This window comes from Streptomyces sp. NPDC002104 (assembly GCF_053593795.1).
In genome coordinates this window covers 225816-246574 of record NZ_JBSFDF010000004.1, presented here as the reverse complement: position 1 = coordinate 246574, position 20759 = coordinate 225816, and the positions used below count along the sequence as shown (strand labels likewise).

17 protein-coding genes and 1 pseudogene are annotated in these 20759 nt (G+C 72.7%); 4 read left to right on the top strand and 14 right to left on the bottom strand.

From position 1 onward, the window contains the following. Nucleotides 1-117: 117 nt before the first annotated feature. Together ACWCP2_RS06005 and ACWCP2_RS06000 are read left to right on the top strand one after the other, a co-directional pair. Complete coding sequence (locus ACWCP2_RS06005; protein WP_450907376.1) at nucleotides 118-1377, top strand: molybdopterin-dependent oxidoreductase; 1260 nt, start codon at nucleotides 118-120, stop codon at nucleotides 1375-1377. Next, nucleotides 1374-1916, top strand: coding sequence for a hypothetical protein (locus ACWCP2_RS06000; protein WP_450907354.1), 543 nt, complete (start codon nucleotides 1374-1376; stop codon nucleotides 1914-1916). Before ACWCP2_RS06005 ends, ACWCP2_RS06000 begins: the two co-directional genes overlap by 4 nt. A gap of 93 nt (nucleotides 1917-2009) precedes the next feature. Here ACWCP2_RS06000 and ACWCP2_RS05995 read toward each other — a convergent pair whose 3' ends face one another. The 7 genes from ACWCP2_RS05995 to ACWCP2_RS05965 form a co-directional block, all read right to left on the bottom strand. Beyond that, nucleotides 2010-3065 carry an SPFH domain-containing protein gene (locus ACWCP2_RS05995; RefSeq protein WP_450907353.1) on the bottom strand — a complete coding sequence of 352 codons (1056 nt, stop codon included), beginning with the start codon at nucleotides 3063-3065 and terminating at the stop codon, nucleotides 2010-2012. A 3-nt stretch (nucleotides 3066-3068) separates the two neighbouring features. Then, a complete protein-coding gene (locus ACWCP2_RS05990) occupies nucleotides 3069-3500 on the bottom strand; it encodes an NfeD family protein (protein WP_450907352.1) in 432 nt (143 codons plus the stop codon). A 183-nt stretch (nucleotides 3501-3683) separates the two neighbouring features. Further along, complete coding sequence (locus ACWCP2_RS05985) at nucleotides 3684-4580, bottom strand: branched-chain amino acid aminotransferase (RefSeq protein WP_450907351.1); 897 nt, start codon at nucleotides 4578-4580, stop codon at nucleotides 3684-3686. Continuing rightward, complete coding sequence (locus ACWCP2_RS05980) at nucleotides 4577-5860, bottom strand: ATP-grasp domain-containing protein (protein ID WP_450907350.1); 1284 nt, start codon at nucleotides 5858-5860, stop codon at nucleotides 4577-4579. The genes ACWCP2_RS05985 and ACWCP2_RS05980 overlap by 4 nt, the downstream gene beginning before the upstream one ends. Beyond that, nucleotides 5857-6840 carry a DMT family transporter gene (locus tag ACWCP2_RS05975; RefSeq protein ID WP_450907349.1) on the bottom strand — a complete coding sequence of 328 codons (984 nt, stop codon included), beginning with the start codon at nucleotides 6838-6840 and terminating at the stop codon, nucleotides 5857-5859. The genes ACWCP2_RS05980 and ACWCP2_RS05975 overlap by 4 nt, the downstream gene beginning before the upstream one ends. Next, complete coding sequence (locus tag ACWCP2_RS05970; RefSeq protein ID WP_450907348.1) at nucleotides 6837-8144, bottom strand: DUF6421 family protein; 1308 nt, start codon at nucleotides 8142-8144, stop codon at nucleotides 6837-6839. Before ACWCP2_RS05970 ends, ACWCP2_RS05975 begins: the two co-directional genes overlap by 4 nt. Beyond that, the gene (locus tag ACWCP2_RS05965) at nucleotides 8141-8557 is read right to left on the bottom strand and encodes a hypothetical protein (RefSeq protein ID WP_450907347.1); all 417 of its coding nucleotides are present in this window, start codon (nucleotides 8555-8557) and stop codon (nucleotides 8141-8143) included. The genes ACWCP2_RS05970 and ACWCP2_RS05965 overlap by 4 nt, the downstream gene beginning before the upstream one ends. A gap of 297 nt (nucleotides 8558-8854) precedes the next feature. On the opposite strand from ACWCP2_RS05965, the pseudogene ACWCP2_RS05960 reads away from it, so the two are divergent. Further along, a pseudogene (locus tag ACWCP2_RS05960) lies at nucleotides 8855-9034 on the top strand (family 16 glycosylhydrolase); the annotation flags it as partial. Nucleotides 9035-9048: 14 nt separating this feature from the next. On the opposite strand, the gene soxR reads toward ACWCP2_RS05960, so the two are convergent. Continuing rightward, a complete protein-coding gene (gene soxR, locus ACWCP2_RS05955; protein WP_450907346.1) occupies nucleotides 9049-9513 on the bottom strand; it encodes a redox-sensitive transcriptional activator SoxR in 465 nt (154 codons plus the stop codon). A 95-nt stretch (nucleotides 9514-9608) separates the two neighbouring features. Between soxR and fdxA the strand changes: the two genes are divergently transcribed. Next, nucleotides 9609-9962, top strand: coding sequence for a ferredoxin (fdxA, locus tag ACWCP2_RS05950; protein ID WP_450907345.1), 354 nt, complete (start codon nucleotides 9609-9611; stop codon nucleotides 9960-9962). Between the two features lie 173 nt (nucleotides 9963-10135). Here fdxA and ACWCP2_RS05945 read toward each other — a convergent pair whose 3' ends face one another. From ACWCP2_RS05945 to ACWCP2_RS05920, 6 genes are all read right to left on the bottom strand, one after another. Beyond that, complete coding sequence (locus tag ACWCP2_RS05945; protein WP_450907344.1) at nucleotides 10136-10318, bottom strand: hypothetical protein; 183 nt, start codon at nucleotides 10316-10318, stop codon at nucleotides 10136-10138. 164 nt (nucleotides 10319-10482) lie between these two features. Next, nucleotides 10483-13485, bottom strand: coding sequence for an NHLP bacteriocin export ABC transporter permease/ATPase subunit (locus ACWCP2_RS05940; RefSeq protein WP_450907343.1), 3003 nt, complete (start codon nucleotides 13483-13485; stop codon nucleotides 10483-10485). Continuing rightward, entirely contained in the window at nucleotides 13482-15827 is a 2346-nt protein-coding gene (locus tag ACWCP2_RS05935) for an NHLP family bacteriocin export ABC transporter peptidase/permease/ATPase subunit (RefSeq protein ID WP_450907342.1), read from the bottom strand. Before ACWCP2_RS05935 ends, ACWCP2_RS05940 begins: the two co-directional genes overlap by 4 nt. 60 nt (nucleotides 15828-15887) lie before the next feature. Next, nucleotides 15888-16700 carry an HlyD family efflux transporter periplasmic adaptor subunit gene (locus tag ACWCP2_RS05930; RefSeq protein ID WP_450907341.1) on the bottom strand — a complete coding sequence of 271 codons (813 nt, stop codon included), beginning with the start codon at nucleotides 16698-16700 and terminating at the stop codon, nucleotides 15888-15890. 22 nt (nucleotides 16701-16722) lie between these two features. Beyond that, on the bottom strand, nucleotides 16723-18243 hold the full coding sequence (locus tag ACWCP2_RS05925) for a SagB family peptide dehydrogenase (RefSeq protein ID WP_450907340.1): 1521 nt from the start codon (nucleotides 18241-18243) through the stop codon (nucleotides 16723-16725). A 74-nt stretch (nucleotides 18244-18317) separates the two neighbouring features. After that, entirely contained in the window at nucleotides 18318-20570 is a 2253-nt protein-coding gene (locus ACWCP2_RS05920) for a TOMM precursor leader peptide-binding protein (protein ID WP_450907339.1), read from the bottom strand. Between the last annotated feature and the right edge of the window lie 189 nt (nucleotides 20571-20759).

The window sequence follows — 20759 nt, the reverse complement described above, 5'->3', positions numbered from 1 at the left end:
GACGGCCCGGGCGGCAGGCCGGACGGCCCGGTTCGGCAGCCCCCGGCCACGGCGAGTCCGGCGCCGCCGCCCTCGCGGGTGTCCGTCGCCGATCGCGTACGGGCAGCGGCCGAGCGGGTGCGGGCGGCCGGTCCGCCGCCGGGGCCGGCCAGGCCCGGATTCTGGCGCAGTCCGCTGCGGGGGCCGTGGCTGACGGCGGTCTTCGGGCTGGTCCTGCTGGGCGGCGTGGTGGTGCTGTTCGTGACGGGCCTGCTGTCGTACGCGGCCTACAACCCGGACCTCGCCGCGCGCAACGACCAGACCCCCGACAAGGGGTGGCTCGGGTTCTACCTGTTCACCTGGCCCACGTCGCCGTACTGGCTGTACCGGCTCACCCAGGGGGTGCACACCGTCCTCGGCGTGGTCCTCGTGCCCGTGCTCCTGGCCAAGCTGTGGTCGGTGATCCCGAAGCTCTTCGAGTGGCCGCCGGTCCGCTCCGCCGCCCACGCCCTCGAACGGCTCTCCTTGCTCCTCCTGGTGGGCGGTGCCGGGTTCACCTTCGTCACCGGGATCCTGAACATCCAGCTGGACTACGTCTTCCCCGGCTCCTTCTACACCCTGCACTTCTACGGTGCCTGGGTGTTCATGGCCGCGTTCGTGGTCCACGTGGCGTTCCGGCTGCCCCGGGCCGTACGAGCGGTCCGGGCCGGACGGGGGTGGCAGCCCGCGCCGGACTCGGAAGAGGCGGCCGGACTGGTCTCGCCGCGACCGGCGCCGCCGACGATCTCCCGGCGGGGTGCGCTCGCGATGGTGGGCGCCGGCTCCCTCGCCCTCCTCGCCGTGACGGCCGGCCAGAGCATCGGAGGCTGGTGGCGCAGGACCGCCGTACTGGCCCCCCACGGCCGCGACCCGGGCACGGGCCCGAACGGCTTCCAGATCAACAAGACGGCCGCCTCCAGCGGGATCCGGCCCAGCGACATCGGGCCCGCCTGGCGGCTGACCGTACGCGGCGCCGGCCGCCAGGAGGTGCTGACCCGGGAGATGCTGCTGGCTATGCCGCAGCGGGAGTCGGCGCTGCCGATCGCGTGCGTGGAGGGATGGTCCACGCCGGACCAGCAGTGGTCCGGCGTACGCCTCACCGACCTCGCCGCACTCGTGGGGCTCGGCACCGACACCCCTCGGGTGCTGGTGGAGTCGGCCCAGCGCGGCGGGTCGTTCTCCTCGGTGGTGCTCGCCCCCAACCAGGCGCGGGACGACCGCTCGCTCCTCGCGCTGCGGGTGAACGGGGCGGAGCTCTCACCGGACCACGGCTATCCCGCCCGGGTGATCGTTCCGGGGGCCCCGGGCGTCCACAACACCAAGTGGGTCACCCGTCTCACCTTCGGAGAACCGGCATGAACCAGCCCACCGCAAGCACGGTCGCGGCCTTCCGCCGGCGCTACGGTGCTTCCCCGCTCCACCTCCTGCTCACCCTGGCCTGCTTCGCCCTCGCCCTCTACGCCGGCATCCGCCTGCTGAAGGGCGACACCCTGGGGGTGGTGATCTGGTTCGTCGGAGCGGCTCTCCTGCACGACCTGGTCCTGCTCCCCGCCTACTCGGTCACCGACCGCGCCGCCCAGGCCCTCCTCGGCTCCCCGCCCGCCGAGGACGGTGGCAGGCGGCGGCCGAGCGTGAACCACCTCCGCGTCCCGGCCTTCGTCGCGGGTGTCCTGTTCCTCGTCTGGTGGCCGCTGATCCTGCAGCGGGGCGGCCACTACACCGCCTCCACGGGCCTGTCCGCGGACGGCTTCCTCGCCCGCTGGCTCCTCATCACCGCCGGTCTGTTCCTCGCCTCGGCGCTCGTCCTGCTCGTACGGACCTGGCTGCGCCTGCGGCCGGAGCGTCGGGCCGCCCGGGCCGCCCGGGCCCGGGCTCAGGCCCGCAAGGCCACGGAATGACGCTCCCCGAAGGTCTCGTCCCCTGCGGCTGCGGTCGCGGGTGTGTCCCTCGGTGTCCGGGTGGCCGCCGGCACGCGCACCGGGTGGTGCGGGTCAGGCGCCGGGATCCGGGTCCGGGCCCAAAGGCGGCGTCGGGCGACCGGTGCGGGTGCCGTCGGCTTCCGCGGCGTCGGCCAGTGCCTCGGCGGCGGCTTCGGCTGCCTTCGCCGCGTCGTTCGCGGCCTGAACGGCCAGATCGTCCGAGGGGGCCTCGCGCGTGGCCGCGGACTGGGGGAGGACCTCGCTGAAGGCCCGGGTGACGCTCTGGAGGGCGGAGGTGACTTCGCCGGGTATCACCCAGAACGTATTGCCCGGTCCCTGGGCGAGCTGGGGGAGTACCTGGAGGTACTGGTAGGCGAGGAGTTTGGGGTCGGGGTCGTTGCGGTGGACGGCCTGGAACACCTCGTCGATGGCCCGGGCCTGGCCTTCCGCCTTGAGGATCTCGGCCGTCCGGTTTCCCTCCGCGCGCAGGACGGCGGACTGCTTGTCGCCCTCCGCGGTGAGGATCTGCGACTGGCGCTGGCCCTCGGCTCCGAGGATGGCGGCGCGCTTGTCCCGCTCGGCCCGCATCTGCTTCTCCATCGCGTCCTTGATGGACTGCGGAGGGTCGATGGCCTTGATCTCCACCCGGTTGACCCTGAGCCCCCACTTGCCGGTGGCCTCGTCGAGCACACCGCGGAGCTGGTTGTTGATGGTGTCCCGCGAGGTGAGGGTCTTCTCCAGGTCCATGGATCCGACGACGTTGCGCAGGGTGGTGACGGTCAGTTGTTCCACTGCCTGCAGGAAGCTGGCTATCTCGTAGGCGGCCGCGCGCGGGTCGGTGACCTGGAAGTACAGGACGGTGTCGATCTCGACGACGAGGTTGTCCTCCGTGATCACCGGCTGGGGCCGGAAGGAGACGACCTGCTCGCGCAGGTCGATCACCGGATAGACGCGGTCGACGTAGGGGATGACGACGTTCAGTCCGGGGGTCAGCGTGCGGTGGTAGCGGCCGAGTCGTTCGACGTTGCGGGCGCGGGCCTGCGGGACGATGCGCACCGCTCGTATCACGGTGAAGACCGCGAAGACCGCGAGGAGCAGGCCGACTATGAGGAACGCCGATACTTCCATGGCTCACTCCCGGGGGTAGACGAGCGCTGTGGTGCCTTTGATCTCCATGACGTCGACGGTCGTTCCGGGCGGGATGACCAGCGTCTCGTCGTAGGCGCGGGCCGTCCATTCCTCGCCGCCGATGCGGACCCTGCCGCCCTGACCCGTCACCTCGGCGGTGACGTACGCGGCTCCGCCGACCAGGGCGTCGACGCCGAAGCGCTCGTGCTGCGGCGGGGTCAGGCGGCGCAGGGCGACGGGACGCACGAACAGCACCCCGGCCGTGGCCGCCACGGCGAACACCAGGAACTGCCACGGGAGGGGTAGCCCGAGCGCGGCGGTCGCCGCGGTGATCAGCGCGGCCCCGCCGAGCAGGCCGAGCGCGGCGGTGAGCGTGAAGATCTCCGCCACGCCCAGGAGCAGCGCGGTGATCGACCAGATCAGCCAGGAATCCATCTCCGACCCCCTCGTGAGTGGGGTGCAACAGAGCGTGAGCGCGGCTTTTGTCGGTTTCCCGATATTTTACCCGGTTCCGCCGAGGGGAATCAGTGCCGGCCCGCATGCCGAGACCCGAGGGCGTGGTGCTCACACGGCCCCCGCGGCCCCCGGCGCGGATCGCCGGGGGCCTTTCGGAGGCGCTCAGCCCACGGCGGTGGTCCTGCTCGGCGCGTGGACCAGCTGGGTGTACGCCTGCGCCAGAGCGGTCGTCGTCCGGCCCACCGTGAACCCGGTCGCGTCGATGGCACGGACGGGCTGAACCTCGTAGGCGGTGCCCGTGAGGAAACATTCGTCGAACGCGCCGAGTTCCCCGGGACGGATGTGACGTTCCACCACGCGGATTCCGAGCTCGCGCGCCAGCCCGAGCACCGTCGCCCGGGTGATGCCCGCGAGGAAGCAGTCCGCGAGGGGGGTGTGCAGTTCATCCCCGGCCACGAAGAAGATGTTGGCTCCCGTGGCCTCGGCGACGTGGCCGCGGTAGTCGAGGAGCAGCGCGTCGTCGAAGCCGGCGTCGTCGGCGGCGTCCCGTGCCAGGGTGCAGATGTTGTACAGGGAGGCCGCTTTGGCCCGGACGGGCGCGGTGTCCGGATGGGGGCGCCGCCAGCGGGAGGTGCCCAGACGTATGCCGGCGTTCTTGGCGTCGGCCGAGAAGACGTGCGGCCACTCCCAGGTGGCGATCGCCACGTGGACGGAGACGCCGGCGCCGGACACGCCGATCTGCTCGCTGCCGCGCCATGCCACCGGCCGGACGTATCCGTCGCGGATGCCTTGTCCGCCGACGAGTTCGAGCGTCGCTTCGTCCAGCTCGGCGACGGAGAAGGGGAGGCGGAAACCCAGTTCGAGCGCCGACTCGTGCAGCCTCTGCGAGTGCTCGGTCAGCTTGAAGACGTGACCGTCGTAGACCCGTTCGCCCTCGAAGACCCCACCGCCGTAGTGGAGCCCGTGGCTGAGCACGTGCAGGCGGGCGTCCCGCCAGGGTACGAAGCGACCGTCGAGCCAGATGTGTCCGTCGCGGTCGTCGAGAGCGGGAACGGTCACTGCCGCTCCTCGACGGGTGCGTAGTCGATGCGGACGGTCCGCTCGATGGTGCGGTGGAACTCCTCGGCGTCCTCGGCACTGGGGTGGTGCGAGAGGACGAACGCCGGATAGCCGGTGAACTCCGGATAGGGCCGTACGACGTCACCCGGATGCAGCATCTGAAGAACGTGGTCCACCCGGGGGTCGTCGGCCAGTTCGTCGAGGCCGTGGATGGCCGTGATCCGTCCGGAGCCGCCGCAGGGCACGATGTAGTTGGCCGCGGCCCCGGTCGCCCGGGCGGGCTGCGCCGGCGGTCCGGGCAGGGGGGAGGGGGCGAGCCCCGCGGCGATGCGCAGTGCGTCCGCCGCCAGGTCGGCTCCGGTGACGTGCGCGGCGATGTAGTGGGAAACACCGGAGCCGCCGACCCGGGCGCCGAGTTCCAGCAGGTAGGGACGTCCGCCCTCGCGCAGCCGCAGTTCGGTGTGGGTCGGGCCGTCGGTGACCCCGAGGGCGCCGTGGGCGGCGACGACCTCGCGCACCAGGTCTTCCTGCACGGGGGGTGAGAGCTGGGCCGGGGCCCGGTAGACGCCCTCCTCGAAGTGCGGGCCGACCGGCTGGCCCTTGTAGCCGATGGACAGCACCTGCACCTCGCCGCGGTGGGCGAGGGACTCCACGGCGAATTCGGGGCCGTCCAGGTACTCCTCCACGACCAGACCCGCGACGTGGCTCAGGTTGTCCCGGCAGATCTGCCAGACCTCTTCGACGACGGCACGGAGCTGCCGCGGGTCGTCTGCCTTGGTCACACCGAGGCTGGAGAAGCCGTTGGCCGGCTTGACCACCACCGGAAACGCGAGGCGGGCGGCGTCGGCCCAGTTGCCCGGGTCGTCGAGGACGACGAAGTCCGGTACGTTCAAGCCCGCTTCGGCCAGCCGGCGACGCATGATCCGTTTGTCCTGTACGGCCCTTGCCGTCTCGCCGCCGAGCCCTGGCAGGCCGAGTGCTTCGGCCGCGTCGGCGACGAAGGGCACCGCGGGGTCGTACAGCGTCGTGATGCCGTCGAACGGGGCGCTCGCGTGGCGTTCCCGCAGGATGGCCAGCGCCTTGGCCGGATCGCCTTCCACGTCCAGCGGGAGCACCTCCACCACGCCGGGAGGCAGCCGGTCCGGGGACACGGACTCGTCGGGGCGCGGGACCAGCACGATGTCGATGCCGGCCCGGTGCGCGCCTTCGAAGATCCAGGGGAGTGAAAGCCGCTGGTAGACCAGGACGACGACGGGGCGTGGGGGGTGAGGATCGGTCACGGTGCACTTCTTTCGGGCTCGGTCGGGATCGGCGGCTGGTCGGGCTCGGTGGCCGGTACGCGGACCGGTACGACCGTCATCCACACCCCCGCCGAGCACAGTGCGAGGAAGAGGAGGGAGGCGGGTCCCGGGGCGTCCGCCGCACCCCGCGCCCACTCGCCCAGGCGCACCAGGAACGGCACCACCAGCGCGACGGAGGAGGTGAACAAGGGGCCCTTGCGCAGGATGAGTTCATGGGAGATGACGAAAACCGGGGCGGTGAGCAGCGCACCGAGCACCGCCACTCCGGCCCACTCGGCCGCGCTGATGGCGCCGAGCGGCACCCATACGGCCGCGGTCAGGCCGAGCATGACCGTGGCCGCGCCGGTGACCGCCGGAAGGGCGGCGAGCGGCGGCACGTCGGCCATGTGCTTGCGGTAGACGTAGCCGTACAGGGCGTACGCGAACGTCCCGGCCAGGGCGAGGCAGACCCCGGACACGAGCAGTCCGGTTCCGCCGGCGCTGCTCGCCGGGCCGTCGTCCAGCGCGTAGCCCAAGGCCGCCGCCACGGCGAGCACGGTGCCCAGGACCCTGCGGATGCCGGCCTGTTCGCGGAAGGCGACGATGCCGATCACGAAGGTGATGCAGGGCAGGAGGGACACCACGAGACCGACCCGGGAGGCGCCGATCCGGTCGACGCCGAGCAGCGTTCCCGTGTAGTACGCGAAGAAGCCCAGGAACGCGAGCAGTACGACGGCCCGGCGCCGGCCGGCGGTGAGCCGTATCGCCGTCCACGTCCGCGGCCGCAGCGCGGCGATCGCGCCGATGACGAGGAAGCTCGCCGCGGTGCGGCCGGCCGCGACGGCCAGGGGCGGGGTGTCGCTGACCAGCTTGCCGGAGACCACCCATCCCGTGGCCAGGAGCAGCACCATGAGGCAGGACAGGACCGGGGTGCCGAGGCGGGCACTCCAACGGCTCTCACCGTCATGACGCACGCTCACCACTCCGCGTCCGCGAACCGCAGGGCGGGCAGGCCGGCCAGCGTCCGCTTGGCCCTCAGAAGGACGCTCTGATCCTCGGTGAAGCCGAATCGCTGCTTCGCCTCACCGGGAGGCAGGTACGTGCGGACGAACTCCTTGGCCGCGGCACGGTACTCGTCGTCGGTGCGGACACGGTCCTCGATCTCCTCCACGGCGGCGACGTAGGCGCGCAAGGCGTCGAGGGTCTTGTCCCAGTCCAGCCGGAGCAGGCCGCCGGCCTCCGGCGAGCCGGTCAGCGCGTGGTGGCGGCGCAGCCAGGAGTAGAGGAAGACACCGGTGCCCGAATCGAAATTGCGGGTCGCGTCGTCGGCCTGCGGGTACCGGAAGACGCGCTCCAACAGGATCATGGCCATCTGCTCCCGTGCGAAGGGGACTCCGCCGTCGGCGCAGGCGAGTACGGTCCTGGCGTCGACCTTGGTCTCCTCCAGAAGGCCGACGAACCAGTTCATCTTCAGCGCGATGTGCTGGTCGAACGGCCAGCGCCCCTGGTAGTGCAGGGAGTCGTGCAGGTACCCCCAGATCGCCCGGGCCTCGTAGCAGACCTCCGGCGCCAGGCCGGACGAGGCCCTCGGTACGGAACCCGCCGTGAGTACCGCCTCCGCTCCCGGCAGGGCGTAGGTCTCGTGGATCTTGCGCATCTTGTTGTAGAAGAACATCGCGTACGGCTGGTCCCGCACCTTGTCGCGCGCGGCGACGTTCTCGGGGAAGAACACGAGGCAGTTGCCGTGTGCGAACCCGTGGCTCCCCGCGACGAGCACCAGGGACTGGCAGTTGTTCTTCGGGTGGGGGAAGGACGTGGCCAGTTGAGCCAGGGCATCGGGTTCCTTGCGCAGCGCGAGGAAGCAGTCGAGCCGCTTGCCGACGGGCGGCACGCTGTTGGTGGTCTGCGCGGGGGCCAGGAAGAACACGTGCCCGCCGTCGGGCGGCGGTGTCAGCGCGTCCCGGGAGCGGGCGAAGTCCGGTGCGCCGTCCAGGCCTTCGCGGAGCCAGCCGTCCACGTCCGCCGCGAGCGCGGCGGCCTGGCCGGGCCGTCCGTTGCGGACGTACCAGGCGCCGGCCTCGTCCCGGATCTCGGCGAGCAGCTCCTCATCGCCGGTCCGCGGGGCCGGCACCGTACCGTTGTCGGCCTGCCGGAGGCGGAAGCGGTTGACCTTGGGTATGAGAGACCCGGCGAGTTCCCTCGCCTCGGCGCGCAAGGCCGGGCTGAGCGGGGCGGTGGCGGTGCCGGCGGCGGCAACCGTGGCGGTGTCGGCGGTGGTGGTCACAGCGCTGCTCCCGTGGCGACGGGCCGGGGTGCGTCCTCGGCGAGCACCTGGTGGATGGTGAAGACCATGGGCACCGGCCCGAAGTCGCGAAGGATGCGCATCCCGTGGCGCTCGGCGGCGACGAGGGTGGTGATGCAGCCTTCGCTCAGATCGGCCGCACAGTCGATGGCGGCCTGGGAGTTGCTCAGTACCAAGCGGGGCTCGGCTTCCCGCGGGACCAGTCCTATCGGGGCCGGATGCGTGGAGACGGTGCCGGGAGCGTCGGCCCCCATGCTGGCCAGGACCATGTTGTGCGTCGGCATGATGAAGCTGTCGACCATGTGCAGCCGGTGCAGGTTCCCGAAGGTCAGGGTGTGGAGCGCCGGATAGACGGCGCAGGCCACGAGTGCGTGCTCCCCGTCGTGCGGGACCAACTCGAGGGCGTCCTCGAGCGACGGATGGAGTGCGACCGTGCCGGCGGTTCCCCGGCGGCGCAGCCACTCGTGCGCGGCGGCCTCGAGGTTCGTTCCGTGCGGGCCGAGTGTGTGGACATGACGGATGCCATCGGGGCCTAAGCCCGTGCGAGGGCGGGGCTCGACAGTCGTGGTCAAGGTTCCTCCTGGATCTGGACACGGCCCGGGTCATCACCCGGAACAGCCGCTCGTCGGGGCCAAGGATCTCGCTCGTCCAAGCGATCAAACATCCCGGCGCCCTTGGGCACAAAGAAATTCATGTGTGGTTCTTACGAGCCAAGTTCCAAGAGGGCGCAATGCCGGACGATTGCGACCACCCACGCCCCGCCGTCCGGCCCCGCCGCCGCGTACACCCTGTCCGGCGGCCGGGCGTTCGCGGACGAGTTCCACACCTTCGCGGTGGACTGGGCGCCGGGATCGATCACCTGGTCCGTGGACGGCCAGGCTCCGTCTCACAGCCGTCGGGGGCCGACACCGTCCTCGGCGAGGGCGTCTCCGGGGTTCAGCAGGGCGCATGCCTTCATCGAGAGGCATCCGCAGCCGATGCATCCGGTGAGCTCGGCCTCGAGCCGCTCGATGGTCTGCCGGCGCTCCTCCAGCCGGTGCTTCCAGCTCCGTGAGGCGCGCTGCCACTCCTGGTGGCTCGGCGGGCGGTCGAGCGGCACATCGGCGAACGCCTCCCGAAGGTCCTGCAACGGGATGCCGATCCGTTTGGCCACCGAGATCAGCGCGACACGGCGCAGCATGTGCCGAGGGTAGCGGCGCTGGTTGCGGTCGTCGCGTTCGGACGCGATCAGGCCGAGCTCCTCGTAGAACCGCAGGGCGGAGACGGCCGCCCCGGTTCGTGTGCTCACCTCGCCGATGCCCAGCCAGTCGTCCGGGGTGGCCCGGGCGTCGCCGGAGGGGGTGCTCGTCATCAGAAGCCTCCTGTTGACCTCAAGCCTACTTGAGCCCATACCGTCGGCTGCGTCGCAACGGCAAGCAGGAACCACCGGGAGAGGACGGCAGTTCGATGACGTTTGTGATCGCTTTGCCCTGTGTGGACGTCAAGGACAGGGCATGTATCGACGAGTGCCCTCTCGACTGCATCTACGAGGGCGAGCGCATGCTCTACATCCAGCCGGACGAGTGCATCGACTGCGGTGCCTGCGAGCCGGTGTGCCCGGTCGAGGCGATCTTCTTCGAGGACGACACCCCGCAGGAATGGCAGCACTTCACCACCGTGAACGCCGAGTTCTTCTCCGGCCTCGGCGCACCCGGCGGCAGCGCGAAGCTCGGTCCGACCGGACGGGACCACCCGGTCGTGGCCGCCCTCCCGCCTCAGGATGCCGTCCCTTCGGTCCCCGCGGTCCCACCCGGTGCCTGACGGCCGGTCACCGTGAGGACGCCGCCGACCGTGCCGCGAGGTGAGTGATCACCGGGAGCGGCAGCTTCGGCGGGAGGCCGCCTCCCGCCCCGGGTCCCCGGGAGGGGCCTGCGCCCGGTGCTCGGCGCACTGGCCGCCTCCCTGGGGGCCCTGTACGCCCTCCGTGTGCCCGGCTAGCCGCGGGTGGCGCGACGGCCGAAGGCGAACCAGAGGCCCAGCAGCACCCCGCCGCCCACGGCGACGACGGTGGTGGCCGTGCCGGAGGCGAGGCTCGCGGTGACGACGACGGCCAGCGCGTACGCCAAGGGCAGCAGCACGTTCAGGTTGGTGACGGCTGTCTTCGGGCCTTGTGACATGGGTGGTTCCCCCTGCTCGGTGGATCGGTCGTACCCGGCCGCAAGTCGTGTTCGCGGTGGGCGGGTTGGTCGTGGAGCGTGTCGCTCCGGAAGGATCATCTCACCTGCCGGAGGGTGCCGTGGGCGGTCGCGGATGATCTCACGTGTCGTCATGTCGGAGTGATTCAGCGCCGGTTCACGGACCCCGCCATCTGCGGGCCCGCCATCCGGGCGAAGAGTCCGTCCGTGTCCGCCATGAGCTCGTCGAACGTGCCCTGCTGGACGACCCGGCCCCGCTCCATGACCACGATGCGGTCCGCGTCGACCACGGTGGACAGCCGGTGCGCGATGACGATCCGGGTCGCGTTCAGGCGGCGCGTGCTCTCGGCGACCAGCCCCTGCGTCGGATTGTCGAGGGCGCTGGTCGCCTCGTCGAAGAAGACCAGGCGCGGACGTGCCACCAGGGCGCGGGCGATCATGAGGCGCTGGCGCTGGCCGCCGGAGAGGGTGTTGGTGCCCTCGGAGAGCACGGTGTTCATGCTCATCGGCATGGCCCGGATGTCGTCGGCCAGGCCCGTCATCTCGGCGGCCGCCCACGCGTCGTCGAGGGTGTGGCCGCCGGAGCCGACGATGTTGGCGAGGATGTCGCCGGCCTGGAGCGAACCGTTCTGCAGCACCACTCCGCACTGGCGGCGCACCGCCGAGACGTCCAGCTCCGCGAGGTCCTGGCCGTCGTACAGCAGGCTGCCGGACAGGGGGGTCTCGAAGCCGAGCAGCAGCCGCAGCAGGGTGGACTTGCCGCTGCCGGAGGCGCCGACGACGGCGACGAACTCGCCCGGCATCACGGTGAGGCTGACGTCGTCGAGGACGAGCGGGCCGTCCTGGCCGTAGCGGAACGACAGGTGCGAGATGGCGATCCGGCCCGACAGGTCGCCGGGGTCGGCCTTGGTGCCGTCGTTCTCCGGCTCCGCCTCCAGGATGGGCTTCAGCCGCTCCAGCATGGGAACGGTGCCGACGGCGGTCACGGCGGCGGCGGTGAACTGCAGGCCCGCCGAGAGCAGCAGGTTGAAGGCCGCGAAGAACGGCAGGAAGGTGGCGAGCGGCACCTCCCCGTGCAGGGGGCCCGCGGTCACCCCGAAGACGACGGCCGAACACACCAGGGGGAAACCGGCGTTGAAGGTCGTCACGCTATTCTGCACCCGGCGGACGCGGGCGGACAGGCCGTGGCCGCGGGCGGCCAGCCGGGTCCATTCGGCGAAGGCGCGTTCCTCGGCGGCGGCCACGCGCAGCTTCGGCATGGCGGTCAGCATCTGGAAGACCATCGCGGACATCGTCTGCTCGTGCGTGTACTCGCGCCGGGCCCAGCGCAGTTGGAGCCGCCCGGCCGCCCCGGCGAACAGTACGCCGACGGCCGTGAGACCGGCGGCGACCAGGGCCAGGGTGAGGTCGTACCAGAAGACGAGGGCCAGGTTGGCGAGGCCGGTCAGCAGCGCCAGCGTGGCCGTGGTGAGCATGCCGGACAGGAGTTCCTGGGCGGCGGTGACACCGAGCACCGTGGTGCCCAGCTCGCCGGTGGAGTACCGGGTGAAGAACGCGGCGGGCAGCGACAGCAGCCGGTTCCACAGCCCGGCCTGCAGGGCGGCGCCGGTGCGGCTCTCCAGCCGCAGGACGGCGAGGTTCTGTACGACGGACAGCGCGGCGGTCACCAGCCCCGAGCCGACGACGACCAGGGACCCCTGCACGATCAGGTTCCGGTCGGCGTCCGCCACGAACTCGCCGAGCACCTTGCCGGTCATGACCGGGATGATCAGGCCGATCAGGGCGACGAGCGCGCCGGTGAGGGCGAGCCGGGCCAGGTCCCGGCCGTGCCCCAGGGAGGGGGAGAGGCCGAACCTGAGCAGACTCGGGACGTCGCGCACCGTCGCGGGCAGCGGCCGGTACAGGACGACGGCGGCGGGCCGCAGCCGGGCGGCCGTCTCGGCGCCCAGCAGGGAGACCCGGCCCTCGTCGACGAGTACGTAGCCCTGGCCGAGGGGCAGCAGGGCGACGGGCCGGCCGGTGACGTGGTAGCCGACCACCGGGCCCACGTCGCGGGTCCACCAGCGGCCCTCCAGCCGGATGCCCCGGGTGCGGAAGCCGGAGGCGAGGGCGATGGCCCGCAGGTCCTCGGCGGGGCCGCGGCGGCCCGGCCCCGGGCCGCGGACCGGAGGGCGGACCGAGAAGCCCTGCCGGGAGGCGACCAGCCGGACCGCGGCGAGCATCGGCTCGTCGTCGGCGACGTCCGCGAGCTTCAGCCGGGTGCCGGTGTCGTGCAGGACCGCGTCGAAGGTGCGGACGGCCGACGACAGGACCTTCCCGTCCTGGGCCCGGCGCGCGGCGAGTTCGGCGCGCTCGCGGACCTGCTGGACGGAGATCCGGTGGTCGATGGTGGTCCGCAGCCGGGCGGAGTGCTCGGTCAGCGCGTCCGTCAGCCGCCCCTCCCGGTAGACGGAGAGGAGGGAGGCGGTGCTGAGGCGGGCGTCGCCGCGGGCCCGGACCCAGTCCTGCTCGGTCAGGACCAGCTCGGCGCCGGGGCCGACGGGCTCCAGCGCACCGGTGTCCTCCTCCCCGTCGGGGTCCGCGGCGGAGCCCTCGGTGGCCGGGTCGCCCGGGTCGAGGAGGCCGGACTCCACCCGGACGAACTGCACCCCGTCGACGGAGCGGGCCACGTCGCCCTTGGCGAGGTCGGTGCCGTCGGTGGTGCTCAGGGAGGTGAACTGGCGGGGCGCGAGCGCGCCGGGGAGCGCGTCGGCGAGGGCCGTGAGCCCGGAGGTGAGGCCGGCGAGGAGCCGGGCGTGGTCGAGCGCGGCGAAGCGCTCGTCGCCCGGCCGGGGCAGCGTGGCCCGGCCCTGGCGGATCTGGTCGAGGAGGGACAGCGGCAGCCGGGTGAGCCGGGCGTCGAGCACGGGCCGGGCGATGACGGTGTGGCGGCTCTCGCCGCCGGTGCCGCACACCAGCAGCATCCCGGCCTCGGCGCGGCACAGGAAGTAGCGCCGGCCGTGCCCCCGGCCGCCGCCTTCCGGTCCGCGGTCCACGGCGAACAGGTCGGCCGCGCCGGACTCCACGTACAGCAGGGTCGCGGGGTCGTCGAGGCACAGGGTCCGGGCGGGGGAGGCCGCGGAGGAGGCCGCGGCGGAGGGAGTGCTCACAGGGTGTCCTTCTCCTCGGAGCGGCTCGAGTCGAACAGGTCGGCGTAGCTGCCCCGGGCCGCCAGCAGTTCGTCGTGCGTGCCGCGTTCGGCGATGACGCCGCGGTCGAGCACGATGATCTCGTCGGCGTCGCGCACGGCCGAGAGCCGGTGGGCGATGATCAGGCAGGCGCAGCCGCGGCGGCGCAGGTTGTCCATGACGGTGCGCTCGGTGGCCGGGTCGAGGGCGCTGGTGGCCTCGTCGAGGACGAGCAGGGTGGGACGGGAGGCCAGGGCGCGGGCGAGTTCCAGGCGCTGGCGCTGGCCGCCGCTGAAGTTGCTGCCCTGTTCGCACACCCGGGCGTTGATGCCGCCGGGCCGGGACATGACCTCGTCGAAGACGGCGGCGTCCTGGAGCGCGGCGAGGACGACCTCGTCGGGCACGGTGTCGTCCCACAGGGTCAGGTTGTCGCGGACCGTGCCGGCGAAGAGCGCGATGTCCTGGTCGACGTAGGCCATGGAGGCGGCCAGGACGGTACGGGGGACCTCCTCGCGGGGCTGTCCGCTGATCAGGATCTGCCCCGAGCGCGGCTCGTACAGGCCGGTCACGAGCCGGCCCACGGTGGACTTCCCGCTGCCGGAGCCGCCGACGATCGCGGTGCGGGAACCGGGGGCGACGGTGAGGCTGAGCGCGGTGACGACGGGGTCGGAGAGCGGACCGTAGCCGAAGGTGACCTCGTTCAGGGTGAGTTCGCCGTCGAGCCGGTTGGCCGGGGCGCCGGGCCGGCCGGGCAGGGCGGGCAGGCCGGGCAGGCCCGCGGGAGCCTCGTCCGCCGCGCCGTCCGCCCCGGACGCGCCGGGCTGGAAGCTCCGGGCCTGCGGGTACTTCTCCACGTCGTGGATGCGCTTGAGGTCGGCGTTCATCTCCTGGAGCCGGCTGCCCAGGTTGGTGAGCTGGGTGACGGGACGGCTGAGGGAGGCCAGCAGGGTCTGGAAGGTGACGAGGATGCCGACGCTGAGGGTGCCGTCGGCCACCCGCAGTCCGCCGACGAGCAGCATGACGCCGATGTTGACGACGGCCAGCAGGGGCGGCAGGACCGTCAGTACCGCGGTGGTCTGTCCGAGCCGCTGCTGGGCGGTGGTGACCTTGGCGAGGAAGCCGGCCCAGCGGGTGAAGGCGTCGGGCTCGGCGCCGGTCGCCTTGACGGACTCGATGGTGGACAGCGTCGCGAAGGTGGTGCCGATCAGGTTGCCGCGGTCGGCGCGCAGCGCGTCCACGGCGTCCTTGCGGGAGCGCGAGACAAGTTGGAGGACCAGCACGTTGAAGGAGGCCGTGGCCAGGCCCAGCAGGCCGAGCAGGATGTCGTAGCGGACCATCAGGGCGCCGTAGAAGACGACGAGCACGAGGTTGATGGTGGTGGCGGCGACGTCGCGCGAGAGGATCATCGCGACGGTGTCGTTGCTCGCGACGCGCCGGGCGACCTCGGCCGGACGGCGCTGCAGGAAGAACTCGATGGGCAGCCGCAGCAGATGGCGGAAGAAGCGCGCCGACGCCACCAGTCCGGTACGGATCTCCATGCGCAGCAGGTAGTGCTGCTGGACGGAGGTGAGGACGAAGACCATCAGGGCCGTGACGGACATCGCCAGGACCAGTGGCAGCACGGCCGCGGGGGAGTCCGAGACGAGCACCCGGTCGAGGAAGACCCGCGAGTAGGAGGCGCCGACGATGCCCGGCACCACCAGCAGCAGGCTGGCCAGCAGGACCAGCGGCAGGGCCCGCCCGGACGGCAGGCGGCGGTCCAGCAGGGCGGCGGCGGTGCTGCTGCGTCGGCCGCCGGCCGTGAAGTCGGGTCCGCGTTCGAAGGTGAGGACGATGCCGGTGTACCCGGAGTCGAAGGCGGACCAATCCATCAGGCGGGGGCCGCTGGCCGGGTCGTTGACGGCGACCTGGGTGCGTCCGAACCGGGTGGTGATCCCCTCGACCACCATGAAGTGCTGGAACGCCCAGAAGATGATGACCGGCCCGTTGCGGAGCTTCTCCTGGAGCTGGTCGGTCTCCGCCTGGAAGCCCTTGGCGACGAGCCCGAAGGAGCGGGCCGCGGCCAGCACGGAGCTCGCGCGGGCACCGTCCCGGGAGACGCCGCACAGGGCGCGCAGCTCCTCCAGCGGGACGTGCCTCCCGTAGTGGGAGAGGATCATCGACAGACTGGCCGCGCCGCACTCCACCGATTCCATCTGCAGGACGGTGGGCACCCGGTGCGCGCGGCGCCGGGCCCAGCGGCGGCCCCGGGACGCGGTGCGCCTGGTGCGGCGGGCCTCCCGGCGGGAGGCGGCCACGGGGGGTCGGATCTTCGTGTCGCTCATGGCTGCCGTTTCCTCACTTGGCGTCGGATGTCTCGGCGTCAGCGGCGTCGGCGGCGCCGCTCAGCGCCCCAGCACCAGGTCGAACGGCGACTGGGTGCGCAGCTCGATGGAGGCGGACACGGAGGTCTGCGAACTGAGCCGGATGGGCGGGGGCTTGGCGGAGCTCCAGGCGTAGCCGGAGGCGGAGCCCGATTCGGGGATCAGGTCGACGGTGACCAGGCGCGGGGCCTGGTCCTGCTGGAAGCTCTGGGCCGCGAGCTCCCCGCCGGCGATCGCCGCGAGGCCCTCGCGGGTCAGCGGGTACGGGTCCACGCGCGTGACGGTGCCGCGCAGCAGGCCGAACACGGCCGGGGGCGCGGTCGACACGTTCAGGTCCACGGGCCGGCCGGGCACCAGGCGGGCGGCGCGGTCGGCGGGCACGAACACGAGCGCGACGAGGCGGTCGCCGGGGAGGTCGGTGCGCTCGACGGTGGCGACGGTGGCGCCGGCCGGGACGAACTGGCCGGTGGTGAAAGCGGCGCTGATGACCTTGCCGGCGAACGGGCTGGTGATCGTACGGACGTTGCCGTCCTGGTCGGCGAGGCGGGCGACGGGCTGCCCGGCGCGGACCTCGTCGGCGGGGCGGACCAGCAGGTCCTGTGCCATGCCGGTGTACGGGCTCTGGACCTGGCTGGTGCCGCCGGGGTGGGTCAGGACGCCGGGGGCGTCCACGGTGACGTCGAGCCGGGCGAGCACCGCCCACACGCAGGCCCCGACCATCACGATGAGCACGACGAAGACGGCGATCCAGCCGCGCGGGGCCGCGAGCATGACGGCGGCGTCGAGCTCGTCCGGCTCCCGCTTGCGCTGCAGCGCCTGGTAGCGGAACTTCATGGTGGTGTGTCCCTCTGCCGGGTCAGGAGCCCGCGGTGGCGGGATCGGTGGCGGACTCGGACTCGGACTCGGACTCGGTCTCGGGCTCGGTCTCGGGCTCGGACTCCGTGGCGCCGGCGCCCGCCGCGGCCGGCCCGGCCGGGCGGCTGCCCAGGACGAGTTCGCCGACGGTGCCCTCCAGGAGCGGGTCCCGGCCGGTGGCGGCGGCGAACGCGCCGGTGTTGCCGCCACCGAGCCCGCACACGGCCAGGCCCATCGCGGTGGCCACCAGGTAGACGGTCTGGTAGAGCACGCCGACGTGCTTGAGGATCAGCGGGTAGGCGACCGTCTCGTACTTCCACATCACGCGGCCGAAGCGGGCGGCCACCAGCAGTACGACCTGCGGGTCCGCCTCCATCATCGAGCCGCCGCGGGCGTCCTTGACCAGGGTCGCGGTGGCCGGGCCCGGCGCGCAGACCAGCTCCAGCTCGTGCCGGTCGGGCGCGTACCGGTACAGCCCTGGCTCCAGCCCCTCGCAGTGCGTGACCAGCGGGTAGACCTCCAGCTCGTGCACGGCTCCGCCGCTGGGCAGCGGGCGGTCGGCGAGTTCCTGGCCGTCGCTTCCGGTGAACGTGCGGCGGATGCGGACGGTCCGGTGGAGCAGCTCGGCGAGCTGGGCCAGCGTCAGCGGGTGCTCGGGGTCGTGGGCGCGGGTGGAGGTGCGCCGCTCGATGGCCTCGGTGAGGGTCAGGTCCCGGGCGGCGATCGCTTCGGGGTCGGGCACGGGCAGTGCCACGCGCGGCCCGCCGGAGGCGGGGGCCGCGACCGGCTCGGGGCCGAAGCGGTCCGCGTGCCGGTAGGTGCCGCCGTAGCCGGGCGCGGAGGCCGGGACGCGGGTGCGGGTGTGGAAGGCGAGGTCGAGCGGGTCCCACTGGACGCTGCCGCGCTCCTCGGCCTGCGGGTCGGCGCCGGGGCCGCCGGGGGCCAGCGCGCCGGCGGTGGCGAGCAGCCGCAGCAGCGGGGCGGGGACCTCCTCCGTCCAGGTGGTCAGCAGCGGGAGCAGCGCGGCCGCGCGGGCGCCCAGTTCCACGGCCAGCGGGCTGCCGGGGGCGCGCAGCGCGAGGGTGCCCTCGGCGGGTGAGAGCAGGGCGTGCCGGCTCAGCCGTACGGGGCCGTGCGGGGCGGGCTTGAGGGTGGTGGGGCCGTGGCCGACGGGTACCAGGCGGGCGAAGGGAGCGCCGTCCGGGTCGGTCACCGCGTGTTCCAGGAGCCCCGCGGAGTCGAGCTTGGAGCGCAGCATCTGCCAGCGCAGCAGGCCCGTTTCGCCGTCGTGGGCGACGACGAGCGCGCCGATCGCGGCCTCGTCGTGGTCGCCCTCGGCGAAGGCGCCCAGCGCGGCCCGGGCGCCCGGGGTGAGGGCGCCCAGGCGCATGGCGCCGAAGCGGGTGACGAGCTGCCCGTCCTGGAAGGCGTCACCCCTGACCAGCCGGCTGCTCAGGGTGTACGTGCCGGACGCCGCGGTGGCGGGCGGCGTCCCGCCCGGGAGTGTGCTGGTACTGGTCATGGCTCCAGCCCTGAAGAGGCGCGGGCCGGGGTCGTGCCCCGGCCCGCGGTGTGACGGATGGTCGGGATCCGGTCTCAGAAGAAGACGTTCCAGGTGTTCAGTTCGGCCTCGGGCAGCGGCTGCGCGAGGCGTCCCATGCGGACCGGGGCCTCGTAGAGCCGGCCGGGGCCCAGCCGCCGCCAGAAGTGGCGCAGGCCCGGGGCGATCACCTTGACGACGTTGAGCTCGAGGTCGGGGCGCGTCTGGTCGACGACGACGACCTCGGAGCCGGCCTCCTCGATCCGCTCGACCTGCTCGCGGATGCGGGCGGCGAGGTCGAATCCGGCCCGCGGGCCGACCTTCGTGGCCGGCAGCTCCGGGTCGGGCAGCAGCCAGGGCTCCGCGGCGACGGTGGCCGTCTTCAGCCAGGTCAGGGTCTCCAGGTCACCGACGAGGTAGGAGGTGTTCCCGTCGGCGTCGCGGTTCTCGATCATCGGCAGGAACTGGTTGAGCTCGGTGAGGGCGCGGAAGGCGGCGACGCGCGGGTCCGGGTGGGCGCCGAAGCCGACCATGATGTCCTCGATGCTGTGGCGGCGGCGCGAGGCGGCCACGTACACCGGCATGCCGAGGTCGGTGGTGAGGTCCATCATCCACAGGTCGCGGTCCATGGCGCCGTAGTAGGTGCGCAGTTGGTCCACGTACGGGTCTTCGAGCGAGTCCATGTCGAAGGCCGGCAGGCGCAGCCGGTTGTACCACCACACGGCGACGGCGTCGCGCTCGGTCAGCTCGCACAGGCCCTGGAGGATCGCCTCCTCCAGGGAGTTGCCGGCGGCGGTGCCGTTGGAGTCGGCGATGCAGAAGAAGTGCTCCTGGAGGTCCGGGTGGCCGTACCAGGTGTAGGCGGCCGGGACCAGGCGCTCTTCGTCGTGGGTGAGGGACCAGCCGCTGGTCCAGTCGATCGCGACGTCCTCGGGGAACCGGTCCGGCACCTTGTGCAGGCGGTTGGCGGGGTCCTGGTTCCAGGTGTCGCGGCCGGCGATCTGCGCTTCGGAGAAGTGCAGCAGGCTCGCGGGGTGGATGACGCCGGCGGGGTCGAGGTCGCGGTAGGCGGCGCGCCGTACGGCCTCGTCGCCGCGCCAGACGCCGGCGTAGCGCTCGATGGCCTCGCAGACGGCGCTGACCTTGGCCTGGATCTCGGAGCGGCCCTTGCCGCCGCTCTGGCCGCGCAGGTTGCGGCGCAGCAGGTCCATGCTGTCGTTGACCATGGCGAAGTTGTGGCCGGCGGCGTAGCTGTAGGTCAGCGTGTTGGACTCGGGGGTGTGCGAGACGAGCTTGGTGATGGCGCCGAGGTGCGGGCTGATGTGCCGCTCCAGGCGGGCGAGGGTGGCCTCGGGGCTGTTGACGCGGTAGCCGCCGTCGCTGGTGTGGCTGGCGTCGCCCGGGGTCAGGACGATCTTGGGGCTGCGCTCGCTGACCAGGGCAGGGTCGCCGCAGGAACGGCACTGGGGCTGGCGGATCAGCGGGTGCCGGTCGGTGGTGAGGGTGGCGAGGTCGAGGGTGACCATCTGCCCGCACAGGGCGCCGGGTTCACCGGTGGCGGCGATCCGGGCGGCCTCGGCGGCGATCAGGCCGGCGGCGGCCAGGGGCCCGGCGGGGATGGACGCGCGGGACGGGTGGCGGGGCACGGAGTCGCCGCGCTTGCCGGCCAGGTAGCGCTCCAGCTGGCGGTTGCCGGCCAGGCGCTGGGCCAGGCAGGTCCAGCAGCCGGTGTGGTCCGGGTCGAGGAACGGGCCGATCCAGGGCGAGATGCCGCCGGTACGGGCCAGCAGCCACGGCTTGCCCGCCGCCAACTGGCGTGCGTTGCGGGCTTCGAGCACCGGGTCGAGGTAGTCGTCGACGAGGACGACCGAGATGCCCTCGGCGGGCACGGTGTCGAAGTCGCCCGCGGTGGCGGTCAGTCCGAGCGCGCGCAGCGCAGCGAGGACCGGCTCGGGGTCGACCCCCGCGGCCGCGGACACCGTGACGGGCGCGGTGCCCAGGGTGCTCGCGGGGTCGATGCCCAGGGCGTCCCAGTACGCGAGGGTGGCCTCCGGCAGGTCGGGCCGGCCCTCGGCCAGGTGCCCGGCGGCGCCGAAGCGGGTGAGTGCCGCGAGGACGGTGGGGATGGGCAGGGTGCCGGCGAGGGCCTGCACGATCTCCATGACGGTCTTGCGGCCGTCCAGGTGCGGGAGCACGGCCGCGGCCGCCTTGCCGGGCACCAGGTAGTCCTGGCCCTCCGCGTAGAGGAAGACCCGCTCGCCCTCCACCACCTCGACGTGGAAATGGGCCTTGAGGCGCGGCTTTTCCATCTGTCCCCCCTGGTTCTCCGGTCAGCCCTGACGTGGCATCACACCGAGAACCCAAACACGGGGCCGACCCCGGGTAAATGCTTCACCTGATACGCAGGAAGGGCCCTCGAATACGTAGCGCGTACGTGTTTCATACGTACCGGGACGCGCGCGGCACGCGACCCGCCCCGGGCGGAATTCCGACCTCCG

Bases quoted from the DNA above. Each gene is read 5' to 3' on its own strand.
- ACWCP2_RS06000 (WP_450907354.1), top strand. From the start codon at position 1,374: ATGAACCAGCCCACCGCAAGCACGGTCGCGGCCTTCCGCCGGCGCTAC.
- ACWCP2_RS05995 (WP_450907353.1), bottom strand. From the start codon at position 3,065: ATGGAAGTATCGGCGTTCCTCATAGTCGGCCTGCTCCTCGCGGTCTTC.
- ACWCP2_RS05990 (WP_450907352.1), bottom strand. From the start codon at position 3,500: ATGGATTCCTGGCTGATCTGGTCGATCACCGCGCTGCTCCTGGGCGTG.
- soxR (WP_450907346.1), bottom strand. From the start codon at position 9,513: ATGACGAGCACCCCCTCCGGCGACGCCCGGGCCACCCCGGACGACTGG.
- fdxA (WP_450907345.1), top strand. From the start codon at position 9,609: ATGACGTTTGTGATCGCTTTGCCCTGTGTGGACGTCAAGGACAGGGCA.
- ACWCP2_RS05945 (WP_450907344.1), bottom strand. From the start codon at position 10,318: ATGTCACAAGGCCCGAAGACAGCCGTCACCAACCTGAACGTGCTGCTG.
- ACWCP2_RS05935 (WP_450907342.1), bottom strand. From the start codon at position 15,827: ATGAGCGACACGAAGATCCGACCCCCCGTGGCCGCCTCCCGCCGGGAG.
- ACWCP2_RS05930 (WP_450907341.1), bottom strand. From the start codon at position 16,700: ATGAAGTTCCGCTACCAGGCGCTGCAGCGCAAGCGGGAGCCGGACGAG.
- ACWCP2_RS05925 (WP_450907340.1), bottom strand. From the start codon at position 18,243: ATGACCAGTACCAGCACACTCCCGGGCGGGACGCCGCCCGCCACCGCG.
- ACWCP2_RS05920 (WP_450907339.1), bottom strand. From the start codon at position 20,570: ATGGAAAAGCCGCGCCTCAAGGCCCATTTCCACGTCGAGGTGGTGGAG.